Annotated in this window: 14 protein-coding genes, 1 tRNA gene and 1 pseudogene; 10 read left to right on the plus strand and 6 right to left on the minus strand. The window is 50.8% G+C overall.

Annotation, left to right across the window (positions count from 1 at the left end):
* Nucleotides 1–72: 72 nt before the first annotated feature.
* The 5 genes from idi to FDX09_RS24025 all read right to left on the minus strand — a co-directional run bounded on the left by idi (nt 73) and on the right by FDX09_RS24025 (nt 3,785).
* Nucleotides 73–621, minus strand: coding sequence for an isopentenyl-diphosphate Delta-isomerase (gene idi / locus FDX09_RS15295; RefSeq protein ID WP_038633466.1), 549 nt, complete (start codon nt 619–621; stop codon nt 73–75).
* 53 nt (nt 622–674) lie between these two features.
* Nucleotides 675–1,391 (minus strand): DUF554 domain-containing protein, encoded by a 717-nt coding sequence (locus FDX09_RS15300; RefSeq protein WP_038633463.1) that lies wholly within the window; start codon nt 1,389–1,391, stop codon nt 675–677.
* A 14-nt stretch (nt 1,392–1,405) separates the two neighbouring features.
* Nucleotides 1,406–1,984, minus strand: a complete 579-nt coding sequence (locus FDX09_RS15305) for a UbiX family flavin prenyltransferase (RefSeq protein WP_038633460.1) — start codon at nt 1,982–1,984, stop codon at nt 1,406–1,408.
* Nucleotides 1,985–1,995: 11 nt separating this feature from the next.
* Nucleotides 1,996–3,489 (minus strand): UbiD family decarboxylase, encoded by a 1,494-nt coding sequence (locus FDX09_RS15310; RefSeq protein ID WP_137347457.1) that lies wholly within the window; start codon nt 3,487–3,489, stop codon nt 1,996–1,998.
* Between the two features lie 161 nt (nt 3,490–3,650).
* A complete protein-coding gene (locus tag FDX09_RS24025) occupies nt 3,651–3,785 on the minus strand; it encodes a hypothetical protein (RefSeq protein WP_256470076.1) in 135 nt (44 codons plus the stop codon).
* Between FDX09_RS24025 and FDX09_RS15315 the strand changes: the two genes are divergently transcribed.
* The 3 genes from FDX09_RS15315 (at nt 3,742) to FDX09_RS15325 (ending at nt 5,578) form a co-directional block, all read left to right on the plus strand.
* Nucleotides 3,742–4,602 carry a LysR family transcriptional regulator gene (locus tag FDX09_RS15315; protein WP_249360015.1) on the plus strand — a complete coding sequence of 287 codons (861 nt, stop codon included), beginning with the start codon at nt 3,742–3,744 and terminating at the stop codon, nt 4,600–4,602. The genes FDX09_RS24025 and FDX09_RS15315 overlap by 44 nt on opposite strands.
* An 88-nt stretch (nt 4,603–4,690) precedes the next feature.
* Nucleotides 4,691–5,425 (plus strand): amidase activator ActS, encoded by a 735-nt coding sequence (actS, locus tag FDX09_RS15320; RefSeq protein WP_038642856.1) that lies wholly within the window; start codon nt 4,691–4,693, stop codon nt 5,423–5,425.
* 79 nt (nt 5,426–5,504) lie between these two features.
* A tRNA-Gly gene (locus FDX09_RS15325) sits at nt 5,505–5,578 on the plus strand.
* Nucleotides 5,579–5,725: 147 nt separating this feature from the next.
* Here FDX09_RS15325 and FDX09_RS15330 read toward each other — a convergent pair.
* Complete coding sequence (locus FDX09_RS15330) at nt 5,726–6,655, minus strand: LysR family transcriptional regulator (protein WP_038633449.1); 930 nt, start codon at nt 6,653–6,655, stop codon at nt 5,726–5,728.
* Between the two features lie 154 nt (nt 6,656–6,809).
* On the opposite strand from FDX09_RS15330, the gene FDX09_RS15335 reads away from it, so the two are divergent.
* The 7 genes and pseudogenes from FDX09_RS15335 to citF all read left to right on the plus strand — a co-directional run bounded on the left by FDX09_RS15335 (nt 6,810) and on the right by citF (nt 13,975).
* The gene (locus FDX09_RS15335; protein ID WP_038633446.1) at nt 6,810–7,898 is read left to right on the plus strand and encodes a 4-oxalomesaconate tautomerase; all 1,089 of its coding nucleotides are present in this window, start codon (nt 6,810–6,812) and stop codon (nt 7,896–7,898) included.
* Between the two features lie 33 nt (nt 7,899–7,931).
* Nucleotides 7,932–9,215, plus strand: a pseudogene (locus tag FDX09_RS15340) (MFS transporter); the annotation flags it as partial.
* 71 nt (nt 9,216–9,286) lie between these two features.
* The gene (locus tag FDX09_RS15345) at nt 9,287–10,150 is read left to right on the plus strand and encodes a fumarylacetoacetate hydrolase family protein (RefSeq protein ID WP_038633441.1); all 864 of its coding nucleotides are present in this window, start codon (nt 9,287–9,289) and stop codon (nt 10,148–10,150) included.
* 18 nt (nt 10,151–10,168) lie between these two features.
* The gene (gene citC, locus FDX09_RS15350; protein WP_137347459.1) at nt 10,169–11,236 is read left to right on the plus strand and encodes a [citrate (pro-3S)-lyase] ligase; all 1,068 of its coding nucleotides are present in this window, start codon (nt 10,169–10,171) and stop codon (nt 11,234–11,236) included.
* A gap of 24 nt (nt 11,237–11,260) precedes the next feature.
* Nucleotides 11,261–11,551: a citrate lyase acyl carrier protein gene (gene citD, locus FDX09_RS15355; RefSeq protein WP_137347460.1), complete on the plus strand. Its 291-nt coding sequence runs from the start codon at nt 11,261–11,263 to the stop codon at nt 11,549–11,551.
* Complete coding sequence (citE, locus tag FDX09_RS15360) at nt 11,551–12,426, plus strand: citrate (pro-3S)-lyase subunit beta (RefSeq protein ID WP_038633430.1); 876 nt, start codon at nt 11,551–11,553, stop codon at nt 12,424–12,426. The genes citD and citE overlap by 1 nt, the downstream gene beginning before the upstream one ends.
* A 28-nt stretch (nt 12,427–12,454) precedes the next feature.
* A complete protein-coding gene (gene citF, locus FDX09_RS15365) occupies nt 12,455–13,975 on the plus strand; it encodes a citrate lyase subunit alpha (protein ID WP_137347461.1) in 1,521 nt (506 codons plus the stop codon).
* The last annotated feature ends 4 nt before the right edge of the window (nt 13,976–13,979 follow it).

Consider the following 13,979-nt stretch of genomic DNA (forward strand, 5'->3'; position numbering starts at 1 on the left):
CGATGGCGGCTGATGCCTTATCCGGCCTACAATTCGCTATGTAGGCCAGGTAAGCATAGCGCCATCAGGCAATTAATTCCCGTTGGCAAACTTGCGCAGTAATTCTCGCGCCTTATCGTTTGAAGCCTGCATCACCATCCACGGGCTAAACGCCCACGGCGTTGCATCAATCCCGCTTAACACATCCTCAAGATTGCTCCACTGGTAATCCATCACTTCATCCGCATTTGGCTGTAGTTGGCTGGTAAGCTGCGCGGCATAGACCGGACAAACTTCGTTCTCCATAATTCCATTGGGATCCGTAGCGCAATAACGGAAATCCGCATATACAGAGGCGAGCGCGGTAATGTCTGCGCTCAGTTCAAAACGGGCGCGGCGGATAACGGCATCTTCGGTTGTCTCCCCCGACTGCGGATGGCCACAGACAGAGTTTGTCCAGACGCCAGGCCAGGCTTTTTTGTGCAGTGAACGGCGCGTCACCAGCAGTTGTCCCTGGTCGTTAAATATCCAGCAGGAAAACGCGAGATGCAAAGGGGTGTTGAAGGTATGGGCGGCATACTTTTCCAGCATGCCTGACGGTTTATTTTGCTCGTCCAGCAAAATGACATGTTCCCCGGCCATGACAACTCCTGAAAATAAAAAATGACCCGACACAAACCCGCCGGGTCATGCACTCAGGCCACTAGGGTAGCCCATAAATGGGACAAAGGCATTACCAAAACAAGCCCTGGCAACATGTTGGCGACCGGGAAAAGTTTAATGTTACAGATACGCAAACCGGTGGCCACCATCAGCAGTCCGCCAGCACAAGAGAAATCCGCCATCATGTCAGGAGTGATCATCGGCAGGATAATCACTGCCAGCATCGCCAGCGCCACCTGAATAATGATTTGTGGGATGGCGATGGTCATAACCGCGTAGCCGAGAAGTGTGGCAAAAATCCCTGCGGTAAACAGATCGAGGATCGTTTTGATGTACAGAATTGATGGGTCGCCGCTCATCCCTTCGGTCATCGCCCCGAAAATCCCGGTGCCACTGGCGCAAAACAGTACCAGGATGGCGACAAATTTCTCTGTGAACTCTTCGTGACCCAGGCCATTAACTGGCGGCAGAACTTTGTTGATTAAACCGCGCGTGGAGCCGGCGGCTTTACCTATTCCTTTTTCCAGATGCAGCAATTCACCGAGAATGGCGCCGATCACCATTGCCAGCACCACTGCTGGCATATATTTCACTTTTAGTACCAGCGTGATACCCAGACCAACGGAGCAAAGCCCGAAAGTCATCGGCAGCGCCGTTTTCACACGCTCAGGGAGCTTGCCGCCCGCCATTGCGCCAACTAGCCCGCCAAGAATGACGGCGGAACCATTTACATATGGGCCGATTAACATTGAGAAATGTCCTGTTAAGTAAAATTTAGCTCGCCTTCACCCCAGCGGGGGATATTGTTGACTTCAAGGTCGAACAGATCGAGCGCACGATTAACGCTATGGGTGATGATGTCGTCCGCCGTTTGCGGACGCTGATACAGCGCCGGAACCGGCGGAAAGATGATCCCGCCCATTTCAGTTACTGCGGCCATATTGCGAATATGGCCGAGGTTCAGCGGCGTTTCTCTGGCCAGCAGCACCAGACGACGACGCTCTTTCAGCACCACGTCCGCCGCACGGGTCAGCAGGTTGTCCGTCAGGCAGTGGGCGATTGCGCCCAAAGAGCGCATGGAACATGGTGCGATCAGCATCCCCAGTGTTTTAAATGAACCGCTGGAGATAGCCGCCCCCAGATCCGCGATGGGATGTACCACGTCAGCCATCGCTGTCACATCGTCCAGGCGGTAATCTGTCTCCAGTTCGCAGGTTTTTTCTGCTCCTTTTGAGACCACCAGATGGACTTCAACGGGGTGTTGGCGAAGCAACTCCAGCGCCTTAACGCCGTACTGAAACCCGGAGGCCCCACTGATCCCAATGATGATGCGTGCTGTCATGGTGGTCTCCTTTACTCGAAATCCGGCAGGAAGCGCTTCACGTCCACATCTTTAAATTTGGAACGCTGGAAGTTGTGCTTCAGGTGGAATGGCACCGTACAGTCGAAAATGGTTTTGCAGGACATTCCCTGTTGCAGGATGCTCGGGCTGTATTCCGGCACCTGTGACGGATCGAGCGGGTGGCAACGAACGCCAGGGATCGTAATGGTGTCGACATCCCCCTGGTAGCGGGTTTGCATGGCCCAGAGAACATCGTCGCTATCGAAAATATCTACATCCTCATCCACCAGGATGACGTGCTTGAGTTCCGGGAATGCAGAGAAAGCCAGTAGAGCAGCCTGGCGCTGCCGGCCTTCATCTGTCAGAGAAGATTTTTTAAACTGCAGAATCGCCAGAAGTTTGCCACCGCCCGCCGAGTGGGCGAAAACATTGAGTAGTTTGCCCGGCATGGCGCGTTCTACCATATCCAGAATGCTGGCTTCAGTCGGAATACCGGCCATATTGACATGTTCTTCGCCAGGTCCGACGGTGGTGCGCCAGATGGGGTTAATGCGGTGAGTAACGGCTTTCACTTTGATCACCGGAATAGCCTCTTTCGCTTCGCCGGTATAACCCGGAAACTCAGGCATTGCGCGCCCGGTATGGGTGTTCTGATCTTCGCGTACGCGTGCGTTTGGCAGCAGTTCGCCTTCAATGACGATCTCCGCATGAGCGATAGCTTTTTCGTTGATGGTTTTACACTGCACCATCTCAACGGCTTTGCCGCGCAGCGCGCCCGCAATGCTCAATTCGTTGAAGCCCAGTGGGGTGGTTGGCGGCTCAAAACAGGCGGCAATTTCAATCGCCGGATCCACGCCGATGCTGATTGAAATCGGTAGCGGCTGACCTGCGGCTTCTGCTTTCATGCGGAAAGCATCAATATGGCGACCAGGGGTCAGCCACATGGACAGTTCGTCGCGGCTCTGTACACACAAGCGGTGAATGGTGATATCGGATTCGTGAGTTTCCGGGTCTGAGGCGTAGCACAGGCCCATGGTAATATAGGGACCAGCGTCTTCTTCTGTATTGGTCGGAGCGGGTAATAGTTTACGCAGATCGAAATCGGCATCGCTCGCCAGATGCACCACTTCCTGACATTCCGCCGCGCCCTGAGTCATGACTGGCGCTATGGCGTTTTCCACAGAATCTTTCAGCAGATGCCCTAGTTTTGCTGGTTCGCACTGCAGAAAATGGCTGACGCGCTGGCGCGAACCGTTCAGCCCAATTGCCACGCTGATATCGTGAAATCCTTTGATTTTATTAAATATCATCACCGGCCCGTTCTTGCGGGTCGGGCGCTGGCAGGTTCCGCCCGCGCCCACATAACGATACACCCCAGAGAGTTCCGCGTGCGGGTCGACTTCGGTATCGGTTTCAACGTATTCACCGGGCAGTGTTTTCAGTAGTTGGAGCGCAGAGCGTAAATCATGCACCGTTGAGGGAGATTTGTTATCAGTATTTGCCATGGGATGGTTCCTTCGGAAAAGATGTTTCGTTGTCTGCACAATATTTTCCGTGGCGCTTTTACACAAATACCGTTTACCGGATAGTTAGTAGATCAAAAAAGTTTATTTTAATGACCTGTTAAATAATGATTAATTAACATGAGATGTAGCGGGCTGGCTTTTTATTTTTTTGAGTAAGTGTGATACTGGCGATACGTTAAACCACGGGTGATGATGATGGATTTAAAGCGCTTACGGTATTTTTGTCGGGTGGTGGAACAAGGGTCGGTCAGCCAGGCGGCGAAATCGTTGAACATGGCGCAACCCCCCCTCAGCAAGCGGATTCAGGAGCTGGAAGAAGAACTTCAGGTCTCGCTCTTTGTTCGCCGTGGAAATCGTATTGAACCCACGGAGGCCGGTTTTTTTCTTTATCGCAAAGGATGTGAAATATTACGTCAGGTGGAGGATACCGCCAGGGAAACGACAGATATTGCACAAAAAAACAGAGCCGAATTAAGAATAGGTTTAACTCATCTCTACCAGAACTATTTTAAAGCACTGTTGATGGAAGTTTACCGACGTAATCCGGATACGGCGATCAATATTTCTGTTACCGACTCCAGCCATCTTGAGACATTATTAACGGAAGGGGGAATCGATATTGCTTTAATACAGCGTCCCTATCGCAGTGAAGGCTTTGATTATGTGTCGTTTGATCCGATTAAGCTGGTGGCGGTAATTAATAAAAAATGCCTGCCGGGCCCTCCTGCAAATCCCTATAACTACACTGCGCTGGCGGAGATGCCGTTGGTGCTGCTGCATCGGGCAAAGGATTCAGGGACTTACGAGATGCTGATGGATCTGTTTCGTAAATCCGGAGTAAGCGCAAAAGTGATCATGCATATTACGCAACCGGGGGTCATTCTCGACTGGCTGGAGTCCGGCCTTGAGGCTGCGACGTTATTACCGTCTTCGGAAGTCGATGCTGATAAACTTAGCCAATGTTACGTGGTAGACGTTTTTCCTTCGCCACAAATATTTTATCCTGCGCTGGTGAAATTACCCTCTATGCCTTATCTACCCGTGTTAATGGATATTATCGCACAGGGATATCCGTTTAACCCTACCGATTGAAGCGTAGCGATTGGGGATCGTCCGGCTGGCTGGTATGATAATGACCTCTGATTTCGAGGTAAACGTTGTGTTGAGTGCAGAATGGCTGATGAATAAACGTTTTTATATCACGATAATGTTGGTGAGCAGCCTGATCCTGGCAGGGTGTTCCAGTTCATCTGATTCCGGTTCCACGTATACTGTGAAGCGCGGTGATACGCTGTACGCCATTTCACGCTCTACTGGCACCAGCGTTCGGGATCTCGCCCGTCTGAACAACATTTCCCCCCCTTATACCATTGAGGTGGGGCAAAAGCTGAAGCTTAACGGTGATGCGAAAACCAGTACAACAGCGCGTAAAGCAACCGCGAAATCCTCGAGCAAATCTTCTACCAAAACGGCTGCCGTCAGACCGTCTTCTTCTGTACCTCAGTCGTCCTGGCCGCCGGTAGGACAACGCTGCTGGCAGTGGCCCGCCAGCGGTAAGGTGATTCTGCCTTATTCCACGGCGGACGGCGGTAATAAGGGCATTGATATTTCTGCTGCGCGCGGTACGCCGATTTATGCGGCCGGAGCCGGGAAAGTGGTCTATGTCGGCAATCAACTGCGGGGCTATGGCAACCTTATCATGATTAAGCACAGTGAGGATTACATCACTGCCTATGCGCATAATGACACCATGCTGGTGAACAACGGTCAAAACGTGAAGGCCGGGCAGAAGATCGCCACGATGGGCAGCACGGATGCGACGACGGTGCGTCTGCATTTCCAGATCCGTTATCGCGCAACGGCTATCGATCCGCTGCGTTATTTACCGCCGCAGGGCAGTAAGCCAAAATGCTGACGGTGAATTAATCGCCAGTCAGTCGGTTCGTCCCTTGCCAAGAAGAGCGTAAGGTTTATAATCCCTTACGCACTTCAATGCGGGCGTAGTTCAATGGTAGAACGAGAGCTTCCCAAGCTCTATACGAGGGTTCGATTCCCTTCGCCCGCTCCAAAGTTACTTCCCTTGATGTTTCCCTCTGGTCTGCCTGATTTCCACCTGCGACAATTCATTTTATTACCGAAAATCAATGCGGTGACTTCCTCTGCTGATGCTGTGGGAGAGTTCTCATCGGTCATACACTCGTTGCCCAACGGTGGGTTACAGTTGAGTAAATTTGTTGATCCAGGGGCTGCTATTTTCGCCTGACCACAGATGTAATATCAGTTGGCGGAATTTTTCCGCCGCAGGACTAAGGGTGGTTTCACTGCGTTTTACCAGGCCAAGCGTACGGCGTATGACGGGTTCTATCAGTGGACGACTAACAAGGACGTGATGTTCATCGGCCGGCATCGCCAGACTGGGAACGACAGACACACCGAGACCCGCTTCCACCATCCCGAGTGACGTCGAAAGATGACGCACTTCATAAAACCAGTTAGGTTTCCAGGCCATTTTCTCGAAAGCCTGATCGATCAGCGATCGGTTTCCGCTGGAGCGTCTTACCCCAATCAGCTTCATACCGGCCAGATCGTCCCATGTTACCAGCGATTTATTTGCCAGCTCATTGTCGCGTCGGCATGCCAGAACGAAGGGTTCGTTCACCAGCGGCGCAAAATCGATATTTGGATGTGTGACGTTTATCATATTTATACCGAAATCTGCGTCGCCATTTAATACTGCTTCCAGGCAATCGCTGGCGCTGTGCTCCAGTATGCGGATTCGGATGTTTGGGTAGTCATTGTTGTAATCTCGTATCACTGAAGGCAGAAAATAGAACGCGGCAGTAGGGATACAGGAAACCGTAATAACACCTGCCTGATGTGTCGCCATCTCTTTAATACTGAGGATGGAACTTTCATAAAAATCTATTAAATTCTTAGCCTTAGGTAAAAATTCTCTTCCTACTGTCGTGAGCTTAACGCTGCGCGTAGAGCGTTCAAACAGCGTGGTTCCCAGGCTATCTTCCAGTTTCTGAATTCTGCGTGTTAAAGCAGGTTGTGAAATGTGAAAAAATTGGGATGCTTTTGTAAAGCATCCGATTTCTGCAATTTTTACAAACGCTTGTATCCCCTGTAGTTCATGCGGCATAGCTGTATCCCATTCTCGCTTTTATATAACCACCATAACGCACGGGCTATTAATGTGCAAAACGTATTAATCATGCTTTTTTTGGCATTAGAGTTATCAACCGGAGTGTGAAAACCTTATAGCGTTCCTGACAAAAGCGAAGTGAGATAAACATATGTTAAAGATCCCTTGCGTATTAATGCGTGGCGGTACGTCAAAAGGGCCGGTGATTCTGGCCAGCGACCTGCCTGCGGAAACAGAAGCGCGTGACGCAGTTTTACTCAGTTTGATGGGGGCAGGCCATGAACTCGAAATTGACGGTATTGGCGGTGGAAGTCCGCAAACCAGTAAGGTAGCGATAGTTAGCACTTCAGAAAGTCCTGACGCGGATGTGGATTACCTGTTTGCACAGGTGATGGTGAATGAACGTCGTGTCGATACCACGCCTAACTGCGGCAATATGCTCTGTGCGGTCGGTCCCTTTGCTATTGAAAAGGGGCTGGTGAAGGCGCAAAGCCCGGTAACGACGGTGCGGATCCGCAATCTCAATACCGGAACGCTGGTCGATGCAGAAGTGCAAACGCCTGATTATCGGGTGGTGTACGAAGGCGATACCCAGATTGATGGAGTCCCGGGGACCGCCGCGCCCATAGGCTTAACTTTCCTGAACTCTGCGGGTTCTAAAACGGGGAAATTGTTGCCGACGGACAGTGCGACAAACGTCTTCGACGGTATTGAAGTCACCTGTATAGATATGGCGATGCCGATGGTATTGATTGACGCTTCAGCTTTGGGGAAAACAGGAGGGGAATCTCCTGCAGAATTAGATGGCGATAAGGCATTTAAAGAAAAGCTGGAAAGTCTGCGTCGTCAGGCTGGCGCAGCTATGGGCTTAGGGGATGTGACAAACAAGGTGATCCCTAAACCGGTTCTTCTCAGCCCGGCGCGTAACGGCGGAACGATTCAGGTACGGTATTTCATGCCGCACACATGCCATAAATCACTGGCGATTACCGGATCGATTGGTATTTCGACCGCAACGCTGATTGAAGGCTCCGTCGCGGCAAAAATTGTCGCCGATCGTCCAAAGGGGCTCTTCACTAATATCATCGATATTGAACACCCAAGTGGAAAAATATCCGTGTCCTTATTGAAGGAAGGTAACAATATCGAAAAAACCCGTGCCGCAGTGATACGTACTTCACGCAAGTTGTTTGAGGGTGCCGTATGTGTACCGGAAAAAATGCTCACTGAAGTTGCGTAAATAAAATTTAAATAAAAAACATCTGCCTTAAAAAATTACAATCTGTACCTTAACAATAATACCGAGGTTATTATGGCGTTAACTCATGCTAACAATACCCTGAAAGCTTCAGATTCTGTAAAAGCCGGAGCGCATATTCGCGTGATTCTGGCCCTGGCATTATCCGGGCTTGCAGAGCTTGCTTCTCTGTTTTTTATTCAGCCACTGCTTCCGACGCTTGCTGTGGAATATAATGTTCCTGTCAGCCAGGTGAGTATTATCTTATCAGCAGAAACGGCGTTGCTGGCTATTGGATTGCTGTTTACCGGGACATTATCCGATCATTATGGCAGAAAACGGTTAATTGTTGTCTCCCTCCTGTTAGGCGGTATTCTTACGCTGCTCTGTCCGCTGATGGAATCCTGGGCGATGCTGGTGGCGCTACGTGCGGTAATTGGTCTGGCGCTGAGTGGTATCGCTGCGGCGGCCACTGCCTACATCAGTGAAGAAGTCGCCCCGGTGGCGGCAGGTATCGTAACGGGATATTTTGTCTTCGGTAACTCCATGGGCGGCATGTCCGGTCGTATTGTTGCCAGCCAACTTATTGATCACGTTTCAATAAATGCCATCTTTTACGGTTTTGCGGCCAGCTTGATTGTGGTTGCCATTCTGGTTAAGTTTTTACTGCCTGAATCTAAAAACTTCACCCCAACGCAAAACCTTAACATTACGCGTATGGTGAAAGGGGCTGCATCGCATTTCAAAAACAAAAATCTGGCGCTGGCTTTTGTTATCAGCTTCATTATTTTCGGCGCATTTACCTCGCTTTATAACTATCTGGCCTTCTTCCTGAAAGGCGAGCCGTTCCATATTTCACCGGCAAACGCAGGTCTGCTCTCCTTTAGCTTCGCCCTGAGTTTCTTTACGGCTCCGCAGGCTGGTCGTTTAAGTGCGAAATATGGCGCGATGAAAGTATTGCGTGTGCTTTTTCTGATCATGGCCTTAGGCATGCTGCTGACGCTGACGTCGAATGTCATCACCTTTATTGTTGGCGCGGTGATTTTTACCGGCTGTTTCTTCGGCTGTCACTCTATTGGTTTGAGCTGGGTAAGTAAAAATGCAACGCATGCAAGAGGCCAGGCCGTTGCACTCTATTTATTCTTTTACTACATGGGCGGTTCGGTGATTGGTTTTATCAACGGTTTTGTTTTCCATTCACTGGGCTGGATGGGGATGACCGGGTTGATTCTGGTATTGCTTGCCATTGGCGTTGTCGTGGCAACGTACCTGGCATCCGGTCCAAAACCGGTACTGGTGCCCGCCCAGTCCGCAGAATAAAAAGTTTGGCAATTTGTTCACGCCTCAGGGCGTAAACAAAAAACAGGTATGTATATCAATCGGGTGTCATCATGAAATTAGCAAGTTATATTCATCAGGGCCGTAAAAGCTACGGGATTTATACAGAATTCGGCGTTATCGATTTGGGTAATAAAATCGGCCATCAATATGCGACGTTGAAAGACCTTCTTCAATGGGATGCTGTTGACGTCGCAAGGCAATACAACGATTGCCCTGTGGATATTACGCTTGAAGATATTACCTTTTTGCCCGTTATCGAAGAGCCAGGAAAAATTTTCTGCGTTGGGATGAATTACGCTGAAAAAAGAAAAGAGTTTGCCGAGACGAATAATGCCCCGACGCTGTTTATCCGTTTTCCTGATTCACAAACCGGTCATGCCCAACCTGTGCTTAAACCTGAGTTGTCGAGAGAATTCGATTATGAGGGCGAGCTGGCCGTCATCATTGGTAAACCGGGCACCCGAATTGATGTAAATAATGCGCTCAATCATGTCGCAGGATACAGCTGCTATATGGATGGCTCCGTTCGTGACTGGCAGCACGCGTGGTTTACCGCCGGTAAAAACTGGAAGCAAACCGGCGCTTTCGGCCCGTATATGACGACAGCGGATGAGATACCCGATCCTCATGCGTTGACCATCCATACCTGGCTGAATGGCATGCTGGTTCAGAACGACTCCACTGGTAGCATGATCCACAAAGTGGCAGATCTTATCGCCTATATCAGCACATTCACCTCCCTCAGCGCCGGTGACGTCATTATTACGGGTTCGCCTGGCGGCGTCGGTAAAAAACGCAATCCTCCGTTATTTATGCACGATGGCGATCGGGTTGAAGTTGAAATCGAAAATATTGGTCGTCTGATTAATACCATTGTGGAAGCCCAACCGCAGCAAGAAGCGTTGCTTGTTTAGACGGTCAGGAGAGAGACGATGTACACCGCCAGAACGCCAGAATTTGAGGTTATAAAAGCCGGTAATGCTCAGGCCAGAGAGGAGGTTGCCCGCTTCCTGGCACGCAACGGTTTAGGCATTGATGACGATATCTCGCAATTTATTGTTGCACTCTACCAGCGTCAGATTATTGCCTGCACCGGTATTGCGGGTAACACCTTAAAATGCATCGCAGTGGATTCCGGGTGGCGTGGCTCGTCGTTAATCCTGACGTTAATTCATGAGGCCGAACTTCTGGCGGCACAAAACGGCGAACATCAGCTCTTTCTTTTTACCTGTCCGGATAATGTGAAGTCGTTTCGCGGATGCGGATTCTATCCGCTTGTCACCGTCAATAACTGTGCGGCATTAATGGAGAATACGCCGGTTGGTATTCATCGTTACTGCAGCCAGTTGCGTAACCACCATTTCGTGCCGGGGAAAAATATTGGCGCGATCGTGATGAACGCGAATCCATTCACGCTGGGCCATCAATATCTTATTGAGCATGCGGCAAGCCAGTGCGACTGGCTCCATGTTTTCGTGGTTCAGGAAGATGTCTCCGCTTTTTCGTTTAAAGAACGGTTTGCGATGGTCAGGGACGGGTCGCGGCATCTGAAAAATGTCACTGTTCATCCGGGGTCTGCCTATATTATTTCGCGCGGGACTTTCCCAGGCTATTTCCTGAAAGATAAGCAGGTGATAGATAAAGTCTACGCGGCAATTGATCTTATGCTGTTCAGAAATTACATCGCACCTGCGCTGAATATCACTCATCGTTTTGTGGGGACGGAGCCATTCTGTCAGTTAACCGCAGAATATAACCGGGCGATGCATCACTGGCTGGAAAATGCAACGAGCACAGCGGCCTGTATTCACGTACACGAAATAGAACGAAGAACGGATGGTAATGATGTGCCGGTCTCTGCTTCAGCCGTTCGTCGTTTATTAAAAGAAAACCAAATTGCTGCCGCCAGTCGTATGGTGCCTGCCACCACGCGCGCGTTTCTGAATAACGGGGGACAGCATCAGCCTCGTTTATCCGAATCGTTGTCGGCAGCGGTTTAACCGCATTATCACAGGAAAACTGATATGAAAATTGTACAAGCCGCGATGGCGGGAACGCTGGAGTCCAGTGACCTTATGGTGAAGGTCAGTCCCGTCGAGAGCGGGCTGGATGTGGTCATTCACAGCGAAGTGTATAAGCAGTTCGGCGACCGAATTACCGAAGTTGTGAATGAAACCCTGGCTGCGTTCAACATCGAGCAAGGGCAGATCATTATTGATGATAAAGGCGCACTGGATTGCGTGATCCGTGCCCGTATACAGGCTGCTCTGCTCAGAGGTTCGGCTCGGGAAGATATTTCATGGGAAAAGTTATAATGAAAAAGTTACGTCGCAGTATGTTATTTATTCCGGGTTCAAGTGCCGCCATGCTTTCTACGGCATATATTTATAAACCGGACTCCATTATGTTTGATCTGGAAGATGCTGTAGCGCTAAAAGAAAAAGACAGCGCCCGCCTTCTGGTATTTCATGCCCTGCAAAACCCGATGTACAAAGATATTGAAACCGTTGTCAGAATTAATCCGCTGAATACACCTTTTGGATTAAAAGATCTGGAAGCCGCCGTCAGGGCGGGCGTTGATGTTATTCGTTTACCGAAAACCGACTCTCCGGAAGATATCCACCAGCTTGAACGCGAAATTGTTCGCATTGAAGAAAATTGCGGGCGCCCTGTCGGCTCAACGAAATTAATGGCAGCGATCGAATCTGCCGTTGGCGTTATTAATGCAGTCGCCATTGCGAAATCGTCTGACCGTTTAATGGGGATTGCGCTGGCCGCCTTTGACTATGTGATGGATATGCAAACTGAGCGAGGCGACGGGACAGAGCTGTTTTACGCCCGCTGTGCCGTATTACATGCCGCGCGCGGGGCGGGTATTGACGCTTTCGATGTGGTGTACGCCGATGTGAATGATGAAGCCGGTTTCCTGAAGGAAGTGGATCTGATTCGACGGATGGGTTTCAACGGAAAATCGCTGATTAATCCGCGACAAATTGAAATTCTGCATAACGCCTACGCGCCAACCCAGGAAGAGGTGGATTACGCGCAGCGCGTGATTGCAGCTGCAGAGGAAGGGGAGCGCAACGGACTCGGGGTGATTTCGCTGAACGGCAAAATGATTGATGCGCCAATTATCAACCATGCCCGCGTGGTTATCGAACGCAAAAATGCTTCCGGCATTCGTCAGTAATCCCCCATTACAAGCGACAGGATGAATAATGAAAAACCTAACTGAAACTCTGCACCACATTCCAGACTCCCGTCGTGAGTACGTCGCATTCAGCGGCGCGAACGCGACGACGCCTTATCTTGCTGATCATCAGCAAAAGTACCAGCGCAAACTTTTTGCCAGTGTGGACGATGTTCTGGCCCGCTGCGATCTGCATGACGGTATGACCGTCTCCTTTCATCACGCCTTCCGCGAAGGGGATAAGGTCATCAATTACGTGATGGATAAGCTGGCTCAGCGCGGCCTGAAAGGGATCACGCTCGCGTCCAGCTCGTTAATGTCATGCAATACCCCGCTTATTGAACACATTCGTAATGGCGTGATCGGCAAAATCTATACCTCCGGGATGCGTGGTGATCTGGCGGATGCAATTTCGCACGGTCTGATGGACGAGCCGGTACAAATCCATTCCCACGGTGGGCGGGTGAATTTGATTCAGAAGGGCGAAATTGCCATTGACGTTGCGTTTCTGGCGGTTTCCTGCTGCGATGAATATGGCAATGCCAGCGGCAACGGCGGCAAATCGCAGTGCGGCTCCCTCGGTTACGCCATGGTCGATGCAAAATATGCCAAAAAAGTGGTGTTGCTCACCGAAACCCTGAAGCCTTTCCCCAACTTGCCAGCCAGTATCGTTCAGGATCAGGTTGACTATATTGTGCAGATTGAGAGCGTCGGCGACCCGGCAAAAATCAGCGTAGGCGCCGCCAGGGTCACCAGTAATCCACGTGAGCTGATGATCGCCCGTTCTGCCGCCGACGTGATCGAACACTCAGGTTATTTCCGCAACGGATTTTCCATTCAGACCGGCTCAGGTGCGGCGTCAACGGCGTGTACGCGTTTTATGGAAACCCGGATGCGCAAGCACAATATTGTTGCCCGGTTCGCACTGGGCGGAATCACCGGCAGCATTGTCGATCTGCATCAGAAAGGGTTAATTGAAAAGATCCTCGATACGCAAAGCTTTGACGGTGCGGCGGCAGCCTCCATGGCGGTCAATCCCGACCATGTGGAAATCTCCACTAACGTCTATGCGAACCCGGCCGCAAAAGCCGCCTGCTGCGACAGAGTGGATGTGGTCATCCTCAGCGCACTGGAAGTAGACACCCAGTTTAACGTCAATGTCCTGACCGGCTCCGACGGCGTAATGCGCGGCGCGTCGGGTGGACACTGTGACGTCGCGGCTGCGGCAAATCTCACTATTGTCGTTGCCCCACTGATCCGTAGCCGCATTCCTACCGTCGTCAGGCAGGTCACTACGCTGGTAACGCCGGGTGAAAGTATTGACGTTCTGGTTACCGACCACGGTATTGCCGTTAATCCGGCGCGCCCGGAAATCCGCGAACGTCTGATCAACGCCGGACTGTCCGTCGTCGACATCGAAGCCTTGTATCAACAGGCACTGCTGATCTCGGGCAAGCCTAAGGCGGTTGAATTTACTGACCGCATTGTCGGTGTGGTGCGCTACCGCGACGGCAGTGTGATTGATGTGGTTCGCCAGGTGAAGGAGTAAGTCC

Source organism: Citrobacter sp. wls717 (assembly GCF_005280955.1).
Lineage (GTDB): Bacteria > Pseudomonadota > Gammaproteobacteria > Enterobacterales > Enterobacteriaceae > Citrobacter > Citrobacter werkmanii.